Here is a 20,105-nt window from a genome sequence, read left to right on the forward strand (position 1 = left end):
TGACTTTTACGAACCGCCCCCGCAGCCTAGGCGAAAATACATCGGGAGGATCGGGTGGACACCGTCGCGCGGCTCATGCCTGGCCACAGAGCGCTTTGGCTGACCTTTTACGCCGCCATTCTGGCGGCCTGGGCCGTGCTGTTCGCCATGCAGGCGGGGGCCTTGCGGGAAACGGCGGGCCTGCCGCTCACAGCGCCCTTCGGACAGCCGCTGGAGGCGTTCCTGTCGCTCTGCTCGGCGACGGCCGCCACGGCAGGCTTCAAAGCTGCCGTCCTCATGTGGGCCCTGATGACCCTGGCGATGATGGCGCCAACGGCCTTTCCCGCCTTTCGAACCTATGCGCAGCTCACGCAAACGGCCGACGCCGGCAGCCTGCCACTGGCTGCTCTGGTGGGCGGCTATCTGGCCGTCTGGCTTGGATTTTCCGTTCTGGCCGGAGCTCTTCAGGTCTGGCTGGCGGGGCAGACCCTGCTCGATCCGTCAGGCAAGTCCGTTTCCAGTTCGTTGAACGCAGCCCTGCTGCTGCTTGCGGGCGCCTATCAGTTCAGCCGGCTCAAGCAGGCCTGCCTCAGTTCCTGCCAGAACCCACTGACCTTCTTCTTCAGCCATTGGCAGCCGGGGCCCCGGGGCGGGCTGGTGCTTGGCCTCAGGCTTGGCGCCGTCTGCCTTGGCTGCTGCTGGGCCTTGATGCTGCTTGCCTTTGTCGCCGGCACCATGAACCTCGCCTTCATGGGGCTCGCCATGGTGCTGATGACGCTGGAAAAGCTTCCCGACATCGGCGCGAAACTAACCGCGCCCCTCGGCGTTTTCCTCATTCTGGCCGGACTGGTTGTTCTGGTTCTGCCGTTATTGCCAATAACCATATAGGGAGAAAACCATGTCTGGCTGGGCCATCCGCGGGGAGCTGATCCTCAACTGCAATTGCACCGTCTTCTGCCCCTGCGTGGTATCGCTCGGCCAGCATCCGCCCACTGAAGGCTATTGCCAGGCCTGGGCCGGGGTGCGCATCGACGAAGGCCATTACGAGGGTGAGGATCTGTCCGGCCTCAATGTTGGCCTGGTTCTGGAAATTCCCGGCCTGATGGCCCGTGGCAATTGGAAGGCCGCCGCCTATATCGACGAGCGCGCCAGCGAAGCGGCCTATGACGGCTTGATCAGGATCTTCTCCGGTCAGGCCAAGGGCACCACCGGCCTGTTCCGGGTTCTGGTCAGCGAGTTTCTGGGCGCCGAACGGGCCCCGGTCTCCTACACCAACGAAGGCAAGAAACGCCGCCTGATCGTCGGCAAGGCGATCAAGGGCGAGGTGGAGCCCGTGCGCGGTGCCAATCCCGACGAGGATATTGTCGTCAAGAACACCGAATACTGGATGGGTTCGGACATCACGGTGGCAACTGCCACGCAAGGGCGCGTGCGCGCTTACGGCAGGGTCTGGGATTTTGACGGCAGAAGTGCTGAAATCTGTCAGATCGACTGGTCCGGCCCGGCGGCGGAAGCCGCTGCCTGAAACCGCAGAGAAAAAGGAATATCTCATGACCTTCAAGGCACTGATTGTCGACAAGGACGAAGACGGCAAAACCCACGCCGCGATAGAGACCATCGACGTAAGCCGGTTGCCGGAAGCCGACGTTACCGTTGCCGTGGAATATTCCACGCTCAACTACAAGGACGGCCTGTGCCTTGGACCGGGCGGCGGTCTGGTCAGAAACTATCCGCATGTGCCCGGCATCGACTTTGCCGGCACGGTCGAGGAAAGCTCCGACGACTGGTACAAGCCGGGCGACAAGGTGGTGCTGACCGGCTGGCGCGTCGGCGAGGCCTGGTGGGGCGGCTATAGCCAGAAGGCGCGCGTCAAGGGCGAATGGCTGGTGCCCTTGCCCGAAGGCCTGACCACACGCAACGCCATGGCGATTGGTACAGCAGGCTTCACGGCCATGCTGGCGGTGATGGCGCTTGAGGAACACGGCCTGAAGCCGGAAAACGGCCCGGTGCTGGTCACCGGTGCGGCTGGTGGCGTCGGCTCCGTGGCAACCGCCATTCTGGCCAATCTTGGCTATGAAGTTGCCGCCGTCACCGGGCGGGAAAGCACCTGGGATTATCTGAAGTCCCTTGGCGCTGCCAGCGTGGTGCCGCGTGATGATGTGGCCGAAACGGTCAAGCGTCCGCTGGAAAGCGAAACCTGGGCAGGCTGCGTCGATGCCGTTGGCGGCCCGATGTTGGCGCGGGTTCTCGGCCAGATGAAATACGGCGCTTCGGTTGCCGCCGTCGGCCTTGCGGGCGGCGCCAATCTGCCGGCCACGGTCATTCCGTTCCTGCTGCGCGGTGTCAACCTTCTGGGCATCGACAGCGTCATGAAGCCTTATGACGGCCGCCTGAAAGCCTGGGAACGGCTGGCAAAGGACCTGCCGATGGACAAGCTGGAAGCGATGATCCATCCGGCAACCTTGGAAGACCTGCCGGCACTCGGCGCCGATATTCTGAAAGGCCAGGTCAAAGGCCGCGTCGTCGTCGATGTGAATGCCTGACACAGCTCGCGGCCCGGGTGGACAATGGGTCTGCCCGGGTTAGCATTTGGTGCGCCGCAGCCCGGTTTTGAAAAGTCGATCACCCCCGCACCTTCATTCGCCCTCCGGCCACGCACCTCCGTAGCTTCTGATTTGGTCGCGGGGCCACCCGGCCGATGCGTGGCTGAAACCACGATAAAGGCGCGGAAACCGGTTGCATTCGGGGGAAAGCTCCCATATAAGCGCCCGGTCCAGAGTCGTCCGGCTCGTCGTGGACTGGATTTCTGTGTTCTTGCACAGACCGTTTTCGACAACCAAGGGCATGCCGTGTCGGCTCTGAATGCACCAACAAAAGAGTATTCGTTCTGAACGGATGCACCAAGGAAAGGATGCAAAATGCCCAAGCTGAAGACGAAGTCCGGCGCCAAAAAGCGCTTCAAAGTGACCGCGACCGGCAAGGTGAAGACCGCGCAGGCCGGCAAGCGTCATGGCATGATCAAGCGCACGAACAAGTTCATCCGCAACGCCCGTGGCACCACCACGCTGAGCGATCAGGATGCAAAGATCGTGAAGCAGTTCCTGCCCTACGCTTAAAGCCAGCCCCGAAGGAGATCACCTAAATGTCACGCGTCAAACGGGGCGTTACCGCCCACGCTCGCCACAAAAAAGTAATCAAGGCAGCAAAAGGCTATTATGGCCGCCGCAAGAACACCATCCGCGTTGCCAAGCAGGCCGTCGAGAAGGCAGGACAATACGCCTATCGCGACCGCAAGGCCAAGAAGCGTAACTTCCGTTCGCTCTGGATCCAGCGCATCAACGCGGCAACCCGCCAGCACGGCATGACCTATGGCCGCTTCATCGACGGTCTGAACAAGGCCGGCATCGAAGTCGACCGCAAGGTTCTGTCCGACCTCGCCATCAACCAGCCGGATGCCTTCAAGGCCCTGGTTGATCAGGCACAGGGTGCTCTGGCCGCTTAAGGCTGACGTCCCTATCCGATCTGAAAAACGCGGTTCCTTCGAGCCGCGTTTTTTGTTGTCCGGCGCTTGCAGACCCATCCGGCAATCCAAAGCTGCAGATTCAGACCCTTCTCTTTTTTATTGCAAACGACGGAAATTGAAGCCTACCCTTTCACTTCTGGCGGGGCTGCCCGTTCGTCAGCCTTGCGGAACAAAAAAGGAGGGTTGGTTCCATGCAGTTTGTCGAGGCGATCTTCGCCCTTATCGGCGACCTGACATGGGGGTGGGCACTTATCCCATTTCTCGTTGTCATTGGCGTCTTTTTCTCGGTCGTTACCGGTTTCGTGCAACTCCGCTTCTTCTTGCGGATGTTCCGGGTGCTGTCTTCCAAGAACCAGTCCGGCGACCCCAATGCGATCTCAGCCCGTGAAGCGCTGCTTCTGTCCGTCGGCGGCCGGGTGGGCGGTGGCAACATTGCCGGGGTTGCGGTGGCCATTACGCTCGGTGGACCCGGCGCGGTTTTCTGGATGTGGGCCGTTGCCCTCGTCGGCATGGCAACCAGCCTGATCGAATGTTCCCTCGCCCAGCTTTACAAGCGGTCTACCGGTGACGGCACCTATCGCGGCGGTCCGGCCCGCACCATCATTCACGGCCTTGGTGCGGACTACCGCTGGCTCGCGGTGCTTTACGCCATCTGCCTGATGGCTTCCTTCGCCTTCGGCTTCAACGCCTTTCAGGGCAACACCGTGGCCGGTGCGGCGGAAGAAAGCCTCGGGATCGGCCGTCTCTGGACCGGCATAGGCCTGACGGTGATCACCGGCCTGATCGTCTTCGGCGGCATTCACCGCATTGCCAAGGTAGCGGACGTCATCGTGCCGATCATGGCCGTCGGCTATATCGGCATGGCGCTGCTGATCATCCTTCTGAACATTACCGAAGTGCCGAGTGTCATCGCAACAATCGTTTCGAACGCCTTCGGCCTGGAAGAAGTGGTCGGCGGGGGCATGGGCGCCGCGCTTGCGCAAGGGCTGCGGCGCGGGCTGTTCTCCAACGAGGCCGGCCTCGGCTCGGCTCCCAACGTCGCGGCGACGGCGGAAGTCCGCCATCCGATCAGCCAGGGCATCACCCAGTCATTCTCGGTCTTCATCGACACGATGATCATCTGTACCTGTACGGCGCTGATCATCCTGCTTGGCGATGTCTATGTGCCGGGCGCAGAAAATGTTGACGGTGTTGTTCTGACCCAGCAGTCGCTTGCCTTCCACCTGGGAGACTGGACGAGCTATTTCCTGACCGGTGCAGTGCTTCTCTTCGCCTTCAGCTCCATCATCTACAACTACTACCTCGGCGAGAATGCACTCAGCTCGATGACCTCCAGCACCATGGCACTGCATGTTCTCAGGGTTGCCGTCATGGGCGTTGTCTTCCTGGGGGCGACAGCGCCGAGCGCAACCTCGGTGTTCTTCTTCTCGGACCCGCTGATGGGGGTTCTGGCCGTGGTCAACCTGCTGGCGCTGATGATGCTGTTTCCAACGGCCAAGCGGATCCTGGACGACTTCAAGAGCCAGCTCCGGGAAGGCGTCGCCCGGCCTGTGCTGAACCCGGACAAGTTCGCGGATCTCGATATCGACCGCAGCGCCTGGACCGGCAAGGCACCGGACTGACAGGCCAAGAATATGATCCATCGGGAAGCGCGGCTGTCTGGCCGCGCTTCCCTTTTGAAGCCGGGTGTGGTCCCCTGCCTGTGTCGGCACAGCATCTGAAGGCAGCAGGATGCCCCTCACAGCGAAACAACATGGTGTCCTGAAGGGCATGATCGCAGCGGTGATCGTTGCGGCCACCGGGCTTGCCCTGGGCGCTTTTCAGTTTCCGCCAGAATGGCTGCCCGACGGCTCGCCACAGGCGCGCCTTGCCCTGGCCGCCAAATGCCTGCTTGCCTGCGTCTTCTGGCTGCTACTGTCGATCGGCATCTTGGCACGGCATCGCTTTTTTACCCCTGAAGACATCGATGGCAGCGGACTGACGTCTGGCACCACCAAGGCCAAGGTTCTACAGGCTGTACTGCAGAACACGCTGGAACAGACCGCCCTGGCCGCCTTTACCTATCTCGCCTTCGCGGCGCTGGCTCCGGCTGGCTATCTCGGCGCCTTGCCTGCCGCCGCTCTCCTGTTCTGGTGCGGGCGCGCACTGTTCTGGCGCGGCTACGCACAAGGGGCCGCTGCCAGATCCTTCGGCTTCGCACTCACCTTCTACTCAACCGTTCTGTTGTTTCTGGCAGCCCTGTTTTTCTCTTTTCCTTGACCCGGCGGATCCTTTTCCATGCATCAGGCGATCATTTACGACTGCGAATATCTGACCGCGCCCGGCGCCATGAGCCGGCAGTGGTGCGGCCCGCTGGATCCTGATCCGAACGTCGCCCAGATCGGCGCTGTAAAACTCTCCCTTCAGGACGGACATGATATTCTCGATACCTTCAAGGTGCTGATCAAACCGAGAGACAGGTTCGGCGCGCAGCCGACGGTGGACCCGTTTTTTACCGAACTGACCGGAATAACCCAGGCGGACATTGACCGTGAAGGCGTTGCACACAGCGACGCGCTGGCAAGATTTGCGGCCTTTTCCGATGGCGCGACTTTCTGGTCCTGGGGCAAGGATGAACTGACCCTTCTGGCCATCAGCTCCTATGTTGAAGGTGTTACCCCGCCGATCCCCGCCCATCGCTTCGGCAACGCGATCGGCCTCGTCTTGAATGCAGGCACTCCCGTTGCCGACATGAGCAGAATGACAAGCGGTCGGCTGTCGGAATATTTCGGCTTCTCGACGCCGGATGGGCGGCAGCACGACGCTCTCGATGACGCCATTTCGGTTGCCGTGAGCCTGCAGCATCTTCTGAGAACGCAAAAACTGAGTGCGGACGATTTCACTCTGCCATTGACGGTCCGGCCGCCGGAACTGCAGGCGCACCGCTCAGGCTGACTTTCACTCGCACCCCAGATCCGATTCCCCCGCGCGCTCAGGGATGCCCGCCGGCTGCAACTGGCTTGCCACGGTTACCACCGCTATCCCCGTTTCTCACTGAAAAGTGTCCGGTTTTGCGCCACCACGTTAACGATTATTAATGGGAAACGGCGGTTTTCTGCGGACAAAAAGTTAACAAGACGTTAACGTGGCACGGTGATTGCGACGTTTCAGGTGAGGCCGCCCAGCGCGTGCCATTCTGAAACAAAGAGGCGTTAAATCGTGCGAGTTAACCCGGTTTCATCTGCAGGTCGTGCCAAAGTGAGGCGTAAGCGTCCCTCCGTGGGAGAGACGGAATCCGAGCGTCAGGCTACCTATTCCGCGCAACTCCCCGTTCCAGTGGAACCGGAGCTTGAGCGCGAACAGATTACCTTCACCGAGCGCTACCGTCCGAACTCCATCTTTCTCGCCCACCTCATCGCGGCACGCGATGCAGAGCTTCACACAAGGTTGCGCAGGCAAACAGAACCTCTGACCGGCGTAAACTCCTATCGAGCCACCGCCGCGCTGCCACGCCTGCGGCCGGCCGGCCGGCTGCTCAAGACCGAGCGCTAGAGCAACCCGTTTTGTAATTCCAGATGTACCACTGGATACCTTCGGCCCGGGGCATAGCTCCGGGCATTTTTTTGAATTTGGCACCGCCAGCTTTAAGTGAGCGCGACTTGCCTTCTCGCTCGCCCCCTGCCTTCCCACCCGCTCTCTTTCCCATCAACCTCATCCTGAGGAGTGCGCTTGCGCGCGTCTCGAAGGATGGGCGGCAAATTCGGTCGCAGGTGGCCCATCCTTCGAGACAGCGCTTACGCGCTTCCTCAGGATGAGGGGAAGGAGGCTTGTCAGAGGGGAACTGCAGACACCCCGGATTGAAGCACCATGCCAAATGACGGCAGCCGGGAACAAAATCGGAATCCAGCCGTTATCCCTGAAGAGCAGCCAGCAAACAGCTCACTCGACAAGATGTGACGCGCGTCACGTTTTTCTGTTGCCGGGCACCCTATATTGGAGAACAGATCCGGACTCCCCGGACCTCCGAAAGACTGGCCACGGACTGGCCCACCCCGGAGACTGAAATGCAAATAAGACCCGTATCCGCCATCCATCCCATGCGCATCCGGCAGAAGCCGGTAACGGCACCTGCCGGGCAAAATGGGTCAGGGTCCGCCTCCTACGGCCTGTTCGGCGCATTGGATGCCGTCCCCGCACATATCGCTGCACAGGCCCCGGAGCGCGATGCCTATCACGGCGCACATGCAGAATACGCCACCCAGCTTCTGGCGGGTGACGTATATGATGAGGAAACCTGGCTGGAGCGCCGGCGGCACGTCGCGCAATATACATCCGCCGCCGACGATGGCGAAGAACGCGCCTATACCATTTCCCTGTCTGCCTGATCTGCCAGAAGGCACTCAGGCTTCAACACGCAGGAAACCGGCCAGGCCGGTTTTCTGGTGTTCGATCACGTGACAATGAAACGCCCAGTCGCCCGGATTGTCGGCGACGAGCGCCACTTCCATCGTTTCTTCTTCCAGAAGCAGCGCCGTATCCGTGATCAGCGGCGGCAGCTTTCGCTTGTTCGACCGCAGCAACTGAAACGACATTCCGTGAAGATGGATCGGGTGATCGTTCGGCGTCTCGTTTCTGAAACGCAGGATGTAGGACTTGCCATGGCGCAAGGTCGCCAGCGGATCGAACGGCCCCGGCACATCCCCACCCCAGGCAACCCGGTTGATCGACCAGAAGGTATAGCCAAGCGAACCGCAGATGCTTGCCTGCGGCGCATCCCCGCCCGGCGACCAGCCGAACACGAAATCCAGAACCTCGGCGTTGGCAAGATCCGCTACGGGCACAGGGTTCGGTGACAGGGATTTCAACTCGCGCAGGTCTCTGCCGGCGGACGCGCCTTTTGGCTGAAACGTTGCCAGCACCTTGTCCCCATTCGGTTTTTTCAGAACAAGCGTGGCGACCTGGTCTTCGCTGTCCGGCACACGCAGGGCAACGTCCGCGCGCTGGCCGGGTGCAAGCACGATTTCGTCCATCGCCACCGGTTGCGGCAACGGATTGCTGTCCAGCGCGATCACCAGAGCATCCGCACCGGAGATCTTGTAGGTGCCGACCCTTGTCAGGTCGGTGACAGCTAGACGCAGGCGCACGAGGCTGCCGGCGGCAAGCTCATAGACAGGTTGAGGCTGCCAGTTGACCGTCGAAACGGTGCCCAGCGTGCCACCCCTTGCCGCGTTCCGGGGCTTGTAGAAGGCGATAAACTGGCCGTCGCCTCCCAGCCGGAAATCGCGGATGTTGAGCGGCAAATCGCTGTCGAAACCCGCGTCTTCCTCGTCCTCCACCACGATCACGCCGGTCAGCCCCCGGGCAATCTGTTCCAACGTGTTGCAATGCGGGTGATACCAGAAGGTGCCCGCATCCGGTGGTGTGAACTCGTACCGGAAGGAGTTTCCGGCGTCGATCGGATATTGCGTCAGATAGGGAACGCCATCCATGTTGTTGGCGATTCTGAGCCCGTGCCAATGCACCGTCGATGCTTCATCAAGCGCGTTGTGAACGTCGATGGTGGTGGTCTGCCCTTTGCGAAATCGCAGGACAGGGGGCGCCCCACCGGGGTTGAAGCTCATCATGTCCGCGGTCACCGTTTCCGGCAGCACGGTATGACTGAGATTGGAAAGGGTCAGGCTGTGCTCGGCAGCCAGCGCCTGTCTGGCGCCAAGCCCGCCAGCCGCAAACGCGGTCAGCGCTCCGGCGCCGCCAAGCAGGATCTCCCGCCTCGAAAATCCGGGCATTTTGAAAACCTCATTTGATAGTCGGCGCGTCCAAGCGCACCAAACACCCGCGTGGCTGCAATCACAAGGTTCAAATTGACGCGGCCAGGTGGCCTGCCGACGACACCTCAATAGCCCGCGGCATGTCCATCCTTGCGCGGATCAGACCCCGCCGTGAGCAGATGCCGGGCCTTGTCGATCATGATCGCCTGAGATCCCCCGATCGGGCCGTTCGCAGTCACGACGGTATGGCCAAGGGCACGCAATCCGTCCAGCGTGGACGATGGCACGAGCCTTTCCGCCTGAAGCTCGTGGTTGGCGATATCGAAGAACATGCGCGGGAAATCGATGGCTGCCTGCACGTCCATGCCGTAATCGACGATGTTGGTCAGCACATGCGCATGGCCGCAGGCCTGGTAGTGGCCGCCCATCACACCGAAGGACAGGAACGGCGCGCCCTCCTTGAGCACCATCGCGGGAATGATCGTATGCATCGGCCGCTTGCCGCCGTCGATGGTATTGGCATGCCCGGGCTCAACCCGGAATGATTTGCCGCGGCAATGCAGCAACACACCGGTTTCCGGAGCGACGATGCCGCTGCCGAAATTGCTGAACAGCGAATTGATGAAGGACACCGCAAGACCATCCTTGTCGACAATCGTCAGATAGACCGTGTCGGTCTGCGGGGCCAGTGCGCTTGACGGAACGGAGGCCATCCGGCTGGTCGGTGAGACTTGCCGGGCAAGCTGATCGATATAGTCGGAACCGATCAGCCGTGTGTGACACACATCCATGTAACCCGGATCGGTGATGAACTGCTCCCGTACGCCATAGGCCAGACGCGCCGCTTCCATTTCCAGGTGGAAGCGTTCCGGGCCGAACGGATCGAGGGTTTCCAGGTCGAACCGCTCCAGAATGCCGAGCATGATCAACGCGACGACCCCCTGGCCGTTGGGCGGCAGTTCGGCCACCGTATGGCCCTTGTAGTCTCTCAAGACGGGCGATACGGCCGTCGTGTGGCAGGAGGCCAGATCGTCATGTGTCATCAGCCCGCCGCGAGACGCCAGCGCACTCACGATGTCATCGGCAATCGGGCCGGAGTAGAAGGCGTCTGCCCCGCCCTCTGCAACCGCCGACAGGGTGTCTGCAAGATGCGGATATTTGAGGATCGTGCCGGTTTTCGGCGCTTCACCCTTGATCAGGTAGCGCGCGGCCGAAATCTCGTCGGCCCGGAGCTTGTCAACCTCGCCCGCCCAGTCGCTGGCAACACGCGGCGCCACCGGAAAACCGTCCCGGGCATATTGAATGGCCCGTTTGAACAGGGACTTGAAGCTCTTGGTGCCATGGGCCTTCAGCAGCGTTTCCCAGGCTCGAACGGCGCCTGGAACGGTCACCGCGTGCGGCGAGCCGTCCGTGATCTCTTTCACGCCCAGTTCGGCCAGCTTTTGCGGCTTTGCGGCACGGGGAGCAGCGCCCGAGCCGTTGAACCCCGTCAGGCGGCCGTCCGGCTCCATGACGATGGCAAAACAGTCGCCACCGATACCGGTCATATGCGGTTCGACAACACATTGGACAGCAACCGCCGCGATGGCGGCATCAACTGCATTGCCGCCAGACTGAAGCACTTCCAGAGCCGCACTCGTCGCCAGGGGATGCGAGGTAGCGGCCGCAGCTTCTCGCGCAAAAACCGGGGACCGGCCCGGAGCCTGAAAATCACGCTTCACTGAATTTCTCCTGCCCGAAGTATGTTTCTTTCCGAATCGCACTAACAGCTTCTCGGGAATACCGGCTATGCCCCACTACAGCCTTCTGTTAGCAAATCGGTATCGCGGCCGGCACCTTAAGGAGAAGTAGGAAAATGCGCAAACTGACATTATCAACGGCAGAGACCATCATTTCAGCCGCGTTTGAAAAGGCGGCCGAGCTGTCCCTGAAGCCGCTGACCGTTGCTGTTCTCGATGCCGGTGGCCACGCAATCCTGCTCAAGCGCCAGGACGGATCCTCGATCATGCGTCCGCAGATTGCCACGGGCAAAGCCATTGGTGCGCTGGCGGTCGGCACCGGCACCCGGTGGCTGAATGCCAACGCGGAGTCCCGTCCGCATTTCGTCAATGCGCTGAACGGAGTATCTGGCGGAGCCATCGTTCCGGTGCCTGGCGGTGTTCTGGTGAAGAACGACGAAGGCGAAACCCTCGGTGCCGTCGGCATCACCGGAGACACCTCCGACAACGACGAAGCCTGCGCTGTGGCTGGTATTGCCGCCGTCGGCCTGGTCGCCGACTGCGGCTAGAAAAGCGCCTCCACTCAGCCTCATCCTGACAATTGACTGTGCGTTTCAGGATAAGGCTGGGTTGGTCGGTCTCTTCATTTCAGGCTGGGGGGCAATCGGCAGCCAGAACCTTGCGGTAGAGGCCCAAAGGCCCTGATTCCGGCTGCAGCGTTTCGACCAGCAGCCAACCCCGCTTGAGAACGAGCGAACGGGCAGTTGCCGTCGCAGTCAGAATTTCCGGAAACCCGAGCTGTTCTGCTTGTCTCTCGGCGGCGGCAATAAGCTCTCCGCCGATCCCGGCTTTCCGGAAATCGCGATGCACCAGCAGCGCGGTCAGCCAGACTCCGGGATAAAGGTCCGATCCTGGAGAGGTATCGCGAAGCGAAACCGTGCCCAACGGCCTGCCACCAGTGTCCAGCGCAACCAGACATCGCGGCAGCCGGGCAGCGGGCTGAAGGCATTGCTCCAGATCCTGCCGCGCTTCGCCTTGCCCATCAGGGCCATACCAGCCGGGCCATTCGTCGATGAACCAGGCTTCCAGAACGTCCAAAACCGCAGGTTCGTCGCCAAGCGCAACAATGGTGACGTTCCCAAAAGCGTGATCACGGCTCATGTCAGACGTCTTGAACGCCTCAGGGTTTTTCGCTGAGCTTGTTGATCTTCTTCTGCATGTCTTCCAGCTGGCGCTTCATCTCGTCGAGATCGCTGCCACCGGACTTTGCCGGTTTGGACGTGCTCGCCTGGTTGGAAGACGCAGCAGTTGCATCCGGGCTTCCGGCCGGAAAGGGCATGAACATCTTCATGGCCCGCTCGAACATTTCCGTGTTCCGCTTGACCTGATCCTCAATGGCCTCGAACGCCGTCGCGCCGAAAGCATCGCTCATTTGCGAGCGCAGCTTTTCCTGCTCCTTGGTGAGCGAGGTCATGGAATACTCCAGGAAGCTCGGCACGAGACCCTGCATGCTGTCGCCGTAAAAGCGGATCAGCTGACGCAGGAACGTGACCGGCAGAAGGTTCTGCCCCTTGCCTTCCTGTTCGAAAATGATCTGGGTCAGGACCGAGCGGGTGATGTCCTCACCGCTCTTTGCGTCATAGACGACAAAGTCCTCCTCCCCCTTCACCATCACCGCCAGGTCTTCAAGCGTGACATAGGTGCTGGTGCCGGTGTTATACAGCCGCCGGTTGGCGTATTTCTTGATGATTGTCGGCTCGTTGGTCTTGGCCATCCGTGAATTCCGCCTATCAGCCTTTTGGCTCGTTTCCCATTTGACGACAAGGCTTTCGCAGGCCTGTCATCTCCTCCGTGTTAGAGACTAAGCCAATCGTGTCGGATCGTGCCAGCCTTTTTATGTGCACTGACGAAAGGATGATGCCGCAAATGCGAAAACACGCCATCGATATGAAGTGTTACTGTTGACACAAATCCCACCACAGTTTCTAGTCCAAGCATAATAAGCTTCGACTGATGCCGTAACGGCACCAGTCCACTACGGTCAATTGACCACAAGTCTGGAGAGTATGATGAGCGCTTTCACCGATATCGTCATTGTCAGTGCGACCCGCACGCCCGTTGGGTCTTTCAATGGTGCTTTTGCCAATACCCCGGCGGATGACCTCGGTGCCATTGTTATGAAGGCAGCCATGGAAAAAGCCGGCGTCGACGGCGGTGACATCGACGAAGTCGTGTTCGGTCAGGTTCTGACGGCCGGTCAGGGCCAGAACCCGGCGCGCCAGGCAGCCATCAAGGCAGGCATCGCCGACAGCGCAACGGCCTGGACGCTCAACCAGGTCTGCGGTTCCGGCCTTCGCACCGTCGCCATTGCGGCGCAGCAGATCATTTCCGGCGACGCCACCATCATGATGGCAGGCGGCCAGGAAAACATGTCCTTGTCGCCGCACTGCGCTCACATGCGCTCCGGCTACAAGATGGGCGACTTCAAGATGATCGACACCATGATCAAGGACGGCCTGTGGGATGCCTTCAACGGCTACCATATGGGTCAGACCGCCGAGAACGTCGCCGAGAAGTGGCAGATCAACCGTGAGCAGCAGGACGAGTTCGCCGTTGCCTCCCAGAACAAGGCGGAAGCTGCACAGAAGGCCGGCAGGTTCAAGGATGAGATCACCCCGGTGACCGTCGTCGAACGCCGCTCGGAGCGTGTTGTGGAAGATGACGAATACATCCGCCACGGCGCGACGCTGGATAGTGTCACGAAGCTGCGCCCGGCCTTCGCCAAGGATGGGTCCGTGACCGCCGCCAACGCCTCCGGCATCAACGATGGCGCTGCCGCTATCCTGGTGATGAGCGCTGCCGAAGCCGAAAAGCGCGGCCTGACGCCGCTTGCCCGCATCGCCTCCTGGGCAACCGCAGGCGTCGACCCGGCCATCATGGGCTCCGGTCCGATCCCGGCATCGCGCAAGGCGCTTGAAAAAGCCGGCTGGTCCGCTGCCGATCTCGATCTCGTGGAAGCCAACGAAGCCTTTGCGGCCCAGGCCTGTGCGGTCAACAAGGACATGGGCTGGAACCCGGACATCGTCAACGTGAATGGTGGCGCGATTGCCATCGGCCACCCGATCGGCGCATCCGGCGCCCGCATCCTGACGACCCTGCTGCACGAAATGAACCGCCGCGACTCCAAGAAGGGCCTTGCAACCCTTTGCATCGGCGGCGGCATGGGTGTCGCAATGTGCCTGGAACGCTAATCGACCAGGAAAAATCATGGCCGGGTTACCCGGCCATGATCGGGAACAGCAAACACGACTGAATTGATCTCAAGGAGCCCTAAGGGCCCGGAATTGGAAGTCAGGAGGAACTGGAATGAGCAAGGTCGCATTGGTCACGGGTGGTACACGCGGTATCGGCGAAGCAATTTCGCAGGGATTGAAAGACGCAGGCTACACCGTGGCGGCCACATATGCCGGCAACACCGAAAAGGCAGAGGCTTTCAAGGCCGCAACCGGCATCCACGTCTTCAAGTGGGACGTCTCCGATCCTGACGCCTGCGCAGCAGGCATTGCCCAGGTGGAAAGCGAACTGGGTCCGGTGGAAGTGCTGGTCAACAATGCCGGCATCACCCGTGACGGCATGTTTCACAAGATGAGCTTCGAACAGTGGCGCGAAGTCCTGTCGACGAACCTCGATTCCATGTTCACCATGACCAAGCCGGTGATCAACGGCATGCGTGAACGCGCCTCGGGCCGCATCATCAACATCTCTTCCATCAACGGCCAGAAAGGCCAGATGGGCCAGGCGAACTATTCCGCCGCCAAGGCCGGCGTAATCGGTTTCACCAAGGCACTGGCACAGGAAAACGCCTTCAAGGGCATCACCGTCAACTGCGTCTGCCCGGGCTACATCAACACCGACATGGTTGCCGCCATGCCGGAAAAGGTGCTGCAGTCGATCATTTCCGGCATCCCGGTCGGCCGCCTTGGCCATCCGGAGGAAATCGCCCAGACGGTCGTCTACCTGGCGTCTGACGCAGCCGCCTTCATGACCGGCGCGGTGATGACCATCAACGGTGGCCAGTACATCGCCAACGGTTGAGGCTTCGGCAAAACCAGAACCACGGAAAGGCGCCCTCGGGCGCCTTTCTTTTTTGCTGTTTCAAGACCATTACTCTCCTTGATCCCGGACGAAACAGAGATGCTGGAGCCAGCCACGATTAGCCCTCTGATCGGGAACAAAGCCACGTTTATAATAGCTCCACTCCCAGGCTTTCTCTCGTGAAGCCAGGAAAAATTGCACCGGCAAACAGGCTTCCGACTTTCTATCCTCCGCGTAGTTCAGCCTGTCACCTCAGACGAACGAATTTCAGCGATCACGCGGCTATTCCAAAAAGCGCCCGTTACGGCGCCCGTTCATGGGTGCTTCCAGGAGTTTTCCGGAACCGGGCCCTTGAAGAATTTCCAGATCCGGCTCATCGGATTGGGGGCTGACTGTTCGTCCAGCCTTTGGGCACCGGTGACCTCCATCTCGAACGCCGCAACCATATCGACCTGACCGTCCAGGAGCGTGATTTCCTGGCGGGTTGTTTTCAGGGACAGGCGCCCGGTCAGCCGGACCGGTTCGTAGACGTATTCCGCCCGCCAGCCCGTCGACAGCCGGTAGCGGATCATCTGGTTGGGATCGGGCGCCGGCATGTGGCTGCACATGCCCTGTTCGGGAACCAGATAGCCGGCGACCACCTGATCGCTGCCGGGCTCCTGAACGGGGATCACGTAGCCGGTAATCTCAATGTCCTTTCCGGCCAGTGCCGAATTGCCGGCAAGCGCCGCTGCGGCCCGTTTTTTCGCAACCTCGAAGCGTTGCGACAACAACTGCTCCGTCGGCACTCCGGCAGCAGCAAGCAGCGCTTCTTCCTGCTGCAGACGCTGCTCCAGCGTCAAACGGTCCGCATCGGCCGCACCCAACTCGTCCAGCTGCTGGCGAAGCCGCAGCACCGTGCCGAGCGACCGCAGTTCCGAGCCGCTCAGCGCTGCATAAGGGTCCTCATAGCCTGCGGCCTTTGGATCCTTGAGCTGGTCCCAGCGGACAGGCATCGCCGCGAAGGCCGGCGCCGTAAACAGCAGCGCGGCGGCGAGGCACAGCATCCAGCGTTTCATATTCGCACTTCCCGGTTTCTCTGCACTGGCCCTGAAAATTTCCGGCTCTATTTTCCGAATCGGTCCGGGGTCCTTGACCCTGGCACCCTCCATCACCTATGTCCGGAATCAGACTTCCTGAACAGGATAACGTAAAAACATGGAATTCGAACACGCTCCGAACGACCCGACCCGCAAGGAACTCTCGCCGCTTCTGAAGCTGGCGCTGGAATTGGGACCGCTCGGCGTGTTCTTCCTGTTCAATGCCCGCGGCGAACAGATCGCCGCCGCCTTTCCCGTTCTGCAGGAAGTCGGCAAGCCGATTTTCCTGGCAACCGCAGCCTTCATGGTGGCCATCACCGTATCGCTGGTCGTGTCGCTGTGGCTGACGAAGCGGCTGCCGATCATGCCGCTCGTGTCCGGCGCGGTGGTTCTTGTCTTCGGCGCTCTGACGCTGTGGCTGCACGACGAACTTTTCATCAAGCTGAAGCCGACCATCGTCAACTGTCTGTTCGGCACGGTCCTGCTGGGCGGGTTGCTGTTCGGCAAGTCCCTGCTGGGCTACGTCTTCGACAGCGCATTCCACCTGACGGACGAGGGCTGGCGCAAGCTGACATTCCGCTGGGGCGTGTTCTTCTTCATTCTTGCCGCGATCAACGAGATCGTCTGGCGCAGTTTCTCGACCGATTTCTGGGTCAGCTTCAAGGTCTTCGGCATCATGCCGATCACCCTTATCTTCACCCTGACCCAGCTGCCATTGATCCAGAAACACGCGGTTGTCGACGACAACAAGGACGCCTGACCCTTCCGGTTTAGCGCTTCGCCTCTCAGTGCGGGCAAATGCGGCAGTCCGCTGCCCGCCGATCCGGAAACCGGATATCGGCGTGCGCGAAGCGACCCCATGTTCTGCAAGATTTCAGTGCGTCCAAGGCGCAAACCAGATCCGCATTCCGGATAAACGGTCGACTGCGTCTCACGTGTCCGGCATGACCGCGCAGCAGGTGACGTCCGCTTAGTGGATGTCCCCATGGCCGAAGGAAACGTCCCGCCGCGCACCGGTGATGGAGATCGAGAACCCGGCGATCACGTCGATCAGGGAAATCGCCATCAGGATGAAGAACAGCGACGTCGCCGCGGGCTGCACCACCAGAAACTCCACCAGATAGGCGACGAACACCAGCACCGAGAACATGTGGTCCAGCAAGGCTGTCGTGCCGATGCGGGTGGCCTTCAGAATTTCGATGAACAGAAACAAAAGTCCGACGGTGATGAGCAGATCGCTCGCCAGAAGCTCGAATGTCGCGCCGGAAACCATCTGAATGGTGATCACCGGCTGCGCCCAGAAACCAGGATCTCCCGCGCCTGCCGTGAAAGCAAGGGCGTTGTAGATCAGCAGCGAGAAGAGCGTGAAAGGAAGGGCGGAGAAAAGGCGCATGGACGGCTCCCGGTATCAAGGCCGCCCGAAGCGGGCGGAAATCGCAGCGAGCTGACACGATCTTGAAAGCCAATTCAAGGCGCAGAAAAGAAAAAGGCCGGCCCGTCGAAACAAGGCCAGCCTCAATCTTGTTTTGCCATGCGGCGATCCGATCCGGACGCAACCTGCATTCAAGAAGAATGCGGGTGTTATGCGTCGTCTTTCGCGGAAAGGATCTGACGGCCCCGGTACATGCCGGTCTTCAGGTCAACGTGATGCGGACGGCGCAGTTCGCCCGAATCCTTGTCCTCGACGTAAGTCGGCTGCTTGAGGGCGTCCGCGGAACGGCGAAAACCGCGCTTGGAGCGCGAGGTTTTTCTCTTTGGAACGGCCATTTTGTTTTTCTCCGTGGTCCATAACAGCGCGGCCCGGACCGGGTTAGCCCGGGGCGTGGCGTCACGCAGCGTGTTGGAATGCGCGGCGTTATACAGGCAACGCCAACGTTTTGCCACCCCATAGAGAAAAAATTCTTGGTCTCCATAGAACAGCCCGGATCAAAGCGCTATCCACCCCTGCTTATTTCCCCAGAACACAGCCGAAAATCGACCCTGCGCCCTTCACGCGCGCCAGATTCGTACCGGCCAGTCTGCGGTGTCCGGATCCGGGTTTAGCGGGGTTTCGGCCGCGCGGATTTGGCAAAGCTGTCGCCAATCTGGCAGCCTCGGTGCGCGTCAGGTCCTTGGCGCTCTTGCCGAACCAGGCCTGCGCAGCTGCTTCGGCGCCGAAAATACCCTCACCCCACTCGGCAATATTGAGGTAAATTTCCAGGATCCGCTTCTTGGACAGGATGGCATCCAGCATCAAGGCCAGCGGGAGCTCCAGCGCCTTGCGAATGTAGGACCGCTCGCCCCACAGAAACAGGTTCTTTGCGGTCTGCATGGTGATCGTGCTGGCTCCACGCGGTTTCTCGCCATCGCTCAGCGCTTCGACCTGATCCTGTAGCGCATCCCACTCGACACCATCATTTTCGCAAAAGCCGCTGTCTTCCGACGTGATCACCGAGCGAACGAGGTTCGGCGAGATCTGATCGAGCGGCACCCATTGCCGGTCGACCCACAGGAACTGGACGTACCGCCCGATCATCAGCGTCGAGACCGGCGGGACAACGGAATAGAGCACGGTAAGGACCGGCGGAAGCAGGACAAGAACCAGCAGCAACTGCAACAAGCGTCTGCGGATAACACCGAACATACCACGGCGGCGTCCGGACGGCCCTCCAGAGCCTGTCTTTCCTCCCGTTGCAGGTTTAACCCTTACCATTCAGTTCCCGCTCGTTATCGACAATGAAGTCGCGGACAATCGGAACGGCATCCCTCTCCTTCGACAGGAGGAGCTGGAAGACCATGTTGGAGCCGTGCAGGAACCCCAGTTCGACCGCACAGAGATAAAACTCCCACATACGGCAGAAAGTTTCGTCGTAAAGATCAGCGGCCATCGCCCTCTTGTTTTCGAAGCGAACGCGCCAGTCGCGAATGGTGTAGTAGTAGTGCAGTCGCAGGATTTCCGCATCGCAAACCCATAACCCGAGCCGTTCGGTAGACGCAAAGACTTCCGACAGCGCCGGAACGTAGCCCCCGGGAAAAATATACTTGCGAATAAACGGCCCCGTCGTGCCCGGAGGAGTCATGCGCCCGATGGAATGCACGACCGCATAGCCTTTTTCGGTCAGGCAATTGCGGATCTGGCCGAAATACTCATCGAGATGACCGATGCCGACATGTTCCATCATGCCGACCGAGATGATCCGGTCGAATTGGCCTTTGAATTCCCGGTAATCCTTCAGAACGAATGTCACCTGGTCCTGAAGACCGGCGGCACGCACCCGTTCCTCGGCAATTTTCACCTGCTCCGGCGAGACGTTGAGTGAGGTAACCTTTGCACCGGCCTGAGCCATGCGGATGGCGAGCGATCCCCAGCCGCCACCGATTTCCAGCACCTCCATCCCTGGTTTCAGGTCGAGCTTGGCGACCAGATGGTTCAGTTTGGCCGCCTGGGCTTGTTCCAGCGTGTCGTCCAGTGAGGTGTAATAGGCGCAGCTGTAGTTGAGGCCTTCATCCATGAACAGGCGGTAGAGGTCCGTCGAGAGGTCATAGTGATGCCGCGCCTGCGACTTTGCCCGCTCAACGCTGTTCTGCTGCTGGCGACGCCGCAAAAGCTTCCAGCCCTTGCGAAGCATACCCTGCACCGGGTTGGCCCCAAGCGGCGCCCTGTTGATGGAAAACAGGAACATGAAATCGTAGCAGGTCGATCCCTCCTCCATGGTCAGTGTGCCGTCCATATAGGCTTCGCCCGCGGCCAGCTCCGGATTGAGAAAGAGCGATCGGTAGAGCTTCTTGTCGTGCAGTCGGATGGTCACTGTCGGGCCATCCTCGCCCGATCCGAATTCGTGCACGGCGCCCGCAACATCGATCACACGCATACGCCCGCGTTTGATGAAGGACCGCAAAAGGCTCGACAGCAGTTTCATGAAAAATTCTCCAAAAGGGTCAGTTTAAAAAGATCGGCCAGGTCGCTCCGGCATTTTTTCAAATT

At 60.4% G+C, this 20,105-nt stretch carries 23 protein-coding genes; 14 read left to right on the forward strand and 9 right to left on the reverse strand.

The window, feature by feature from the left end; translation table 11 throughout:
• Nucleotides 1-54 precede the first annotated feature (54 nt).
• From AC2A6O_RS09855 to AC2A6O_RS09900, 10 genes are all read left to right on the forward strand, one after another.
• A complete protein-coding gene (locus tag AC2A6O_RS09855) occupies nucleotides 55-867 on the forward strand; it encodes a DUF2182 domain-containing protein (protein WP_498926651.1) in 813 nt (270 codons plus the stop codon).
• A 10-nt stretch (nucleotides 868-877) separates the two neighbouring features.
• The gene (locus tag AC2A6O_RS09860) at nucleotides 878-1,504 is read left to right on the forward strand and encodes a DUF1326 domain-containing protein (RefSeq protein ID WP_148585705.1); all 627 of its coding nucleotides are present in this window, start codon (nucleotides 878-880) and stop codon (nucleotides 1,502-1,504) included.
• Nucleotides 1,505-1,529: 25 nt separating this feature from the next.
• Nucleotides 1,530-2,522 carry an acryloyl-CoA reductase gene (acuI, locus tag AC2A6O_RS09865; protein WP_148585706.1) on the forward strand — a complete coding sequence of 331 codons (993 nt, stop codon included), beginning with the start codon at nucleotides 1,530-1,532 and terminating at the stop codon, nucleotides 2,520-2,522.
• A gap of 375 nt (nucleotides 2,523-2,897) precedes the next feature.
• The gene (gene rpmI / locus AC2A6O_RS09870; protein WP_023002610.1) at nucleotides 2,898-3,095 is read left to right on the forward strand and encodes a 50S ribosomal protein L35; all 198 of its coding nucleotides are present in this window, start codon (nucleotides 2,898-2,900) and stop codon (nucleotides 3,093-3,095) included.
• A gap of 26 nt (nucleotides 3,096-3,121) precedes the next feature.
• On the forward strand, nucleotides 3,122-3,481 hold the full coding sequence (rplT, locus tag AC2A6O_RS09875; protein WP_023002609.1) for a 50S ribosomal protein L20: 360 nt from the start codon (nucleotides 3,122-3,124) through the stop codon (nucleotides 3,479-3,481).
• 212 nt (nucleotides 3,482-3,693) lie between these two features.
• Nucleotides 3,694-5,124, forward strand: a complete 1,431-nt coding sequence (locus AC2A6O_RS09880) for an alanine/glycine:cation symporter family protein (RefSeq protein WP_498926654.1) — start codon at nucleotides 3,694-3,696, stop codon at nucleotides 5,122-5,124.
• A 109-nt stretch (nucleotides 5,125-5,233) separates the two neighbouring features.
• Nucleotides 5,234-5,761 carry an MAPEG family protein gene (locus AC2A6O_RS09885; protein ID WP_498926656.1) on the forward strand — a complete coding sequence of 176 codons (528 nt, stop codon included), beginning with the start codon at nucleotides 5,234-5,236 and terminating at the stop codon, nucleotides 5,759-5,761.
• Between the two features lie 18 nt (nucleotides 5,762-5,779).
• Nucleotides 5,780-6,436, forward strand: coding sequence for a 3'-5' exonuclease (locus AC2A6O_RS09890; RefSeq protein WP_498926658.1), 657 nt, complete (start codon nucleotides 5,780-5,782; stop codon nucleotides 6,434-6,436).
• Between the two features lie 324 nt (nucleotides 6,437-6,760).
• The gene (locus AC2A6O_RS09895) at nucleotides 6,761-7,033 is read left to right on the forward strand and encodes a hypothetical protein (RefSeq protein ID WP_148585736.1); all 273 of its coding nucleotides are present in this window, start codon (nucleotides 6,761-6,763) and stop codon (nucleotides 7,031-7,033) included.
• 512 nt (nucleotides 7,034-7,545) lie between these two features.
• Nucleotides 7,546-7,866, forward strand: coding sequence for a hypothetical protein (locus AC2A6O_RS09900; RefSeq protein ID WP_498926660.1), 321 nt, complete (start codon nucleotides 7,546-7,548; stop codon nucleotides 7,864-7,866).
• A 15-nt stretch (nucleotides 7,867-7,881) separates the two neighbouring features.
• Here the strand turns inward: AC2A6O_RS09900 and AC2A6O_RS09905 are convergent, their stop codons facing one another.
• Nucleotides 7,882-9,267, reverse strand: coding sequence for a multicopper oxidase family protein (locus AC2A6O_RS09905; protein ID WP_498926662.1), 1,386 nt, complete (start codon nucleotides 9,265-9,267; stop codon nucleotides 7,882-7,884).
• A gap of 107 nt (nucleotides 9,268-9,374) precedes the next feature.
• Nucleotides 9,375-10,970 carry a gamma-glutamyltransferase gene (gene ggt / locus AC2A6O_RS09910; protein WP_148585711.1) on the reverse strand — a complete coding sequence of 532 codons (1,596 nt, stop codon included), beginning with the start codon at nucleotides 10,968-10,970 and terminating at the stop codon, nucleotides 9,375-9,377.
• Between the two features lie 134 nt (nucleotides 10,971-11,104).
• On the opposite strand from ggt, the gene AC2A6O_RS09915 reads away from it, so the two are divergent.
• Nucleotides 11,105-11,536, forward strand: a complete 432-nt coding sequence (locus AC2A6O_RS09915; protein WP_148585712.1) for a GlcG/HbpS family heme-binding protein — start codon at nucleotides 11,105-11,107, stop codon at nucleotides 11,534-11,536.
• Between the two features lie 79 nt (nucleotides 11,537-11,615).
• Here AC2A6O_RS09915 and AC2A6O_RS09920 read toward each other — a convergent pair whose 3' ends face one another.
• On the reverse strand, nucleotides 11,616-12,128 hold the full coding sequence (locus AC2A6O_RS09920) for a GNAT family N-acetyltransferase (RefSeq protein WP_498926665.1): 513 nt from the start codon (nucleotides 12,126-12,128) through the stop codon (nucleotides 11,616-11,618).
• A 19-nt stretch (nucleotides 12,129-12,147) separates the two neighbouring features.
• Nucleotides 12,148-12,741 (reverse strand): polyhydroxyalkanoate synthesis repressor PhaR, encoded by a 594-nt coding sequence (phaR, locus tag AC2A6O_RS09925; protein ID WP_148585714.1) that lies wholly within the window; start codon nucleotides 12,739-12,741, stop codon nucleotides 12,148-12,150.
• A gap of 295 nt (nucleotides 12,742-13,036) precedes the next feature.
• Here phaR and AC2A6O_RS09930 point away from each other — a divergent pair, with 295 nt between their 5' ends.
• A complete protein-coding gene (locus tag AC2A6O_RS09930) occupies nucleotides 13,037-14,218 on the forward strand; it encodes an acetyl-CoA C-acetyltransferase (RefSeq protein WP_148585715.1) in 1,182 nt (393 codons plus the stop codon).
• A gap of 115 nt (nucleotides 14,219-14,333) precedes the next feature.
• Nucleotides 14,334-15,062, forward strand: a complete 729-nt coding sequence (phbB, locus tag AC2A6O_RS09935; RefSeq protein ID WP_148585716.1) for an acetoacetyl-CoA reductase — start codon at nucleotides 14,334-14,336, stop codon at nucleotides 15,060-15,062.
• Between the two features lie 314 nt (nucleotides 15,063-15,376).
• Here phbB and AC2A6O_RS09940 read toward each other — a convergent pair whose 3' ends face one another.
• Entirely contained in the window at nucleotides 15,377-16,120 is a 744-nt protein-coding gene (locus AC2A6O_RS09940; protein ID WP_498926668.1) for a DUF3299 domain-containing protein, read from the reverse strand.
• 139 nt (nucleotides 16,121-16,259) lie between these two features.
• Between AC2A6O_RS09940 and AC2A6O_RS09945 the strand changes: the two genes are divergently transcribed.
• Nucleotides 16,260-16,901, forward strand: coding sequence for a septation protein A (locus AC2A6O_RS09945; protein ID WP_148585718.1), 642 nt, complete (start codon nucleotides 16,260-16,262; stop codon nucleotides 16,899-16,901).
• Nucleotides 16,902-17,111: 210 nt separating this feature from the next.
• Here AC2A6O_RS09945 and AC2A6O_RS09950 read toward each other — a convergent pair whose 3' ends face one another.
• From AC2A6O_RS09950 to AC2A6O_RS09965, 4 genes are all read right to left on the reverse strand, one after another.
• Nucleotides 17,112-17,534 (reverse strand): hypothetical protein, encoded by a 423-nt coding sequence (locus tag AC2A6O_RS09950; RefSeq protein WP_148585719.1) that lies wholly within the window; start codon nucleotides 17,532-17,534, stop codon nucleotides 17,112-17,114.
• Nucleotides 17,535-17,722: 188 nt separating this feature from the next.
• Nucleotides 17,723-17,908, reverse strand: coding sequence for a 50S ribosomal protein L32 (rpmF, locus tag AC2A6O_RS09955; protein WP_006936667.1), 186 nt, complete (start codon nucleotides 17,906-17,908; stop codon nucleotides 17,723-17,725).
• A gap of 181 nt (nucleotides 17,909-18,089) precedes the next feature.
• Nucleotides 18,090-18,764, reverse strand: a complete 675-nt coding sequence (gene mtgA / locus AC2A6O_RS09960) for a monofunctional biosynthetic peptidoglycan transglycosylase (protein ID WP_209001236.1) — start codon at nucleotides 18,762-18,764, stop codon at nucleotides 18,090-18,092.
• Nucleotides 18,765-18,819: 55 nt separating this feature from the next.
• Complete coding sequence (locus tag AC2A6O_RS09965) at nucleotides 18,820-20,040, reverse strand: class I SAM-dependent methyltransferase (RefSeq protein WP_498926671.1); 1,221 nt, start codon at nucleotides 20,038-20,040, stop codon at nucleotides 18,820-18,822.
• Between the last annotated feature and the right edge of the window lie 65 nt (nucleotides 20,041-20,105).

The sequence above is a fragment of the Labrenzia sp. ATLA3 genome, assembly GCF_057180185.1.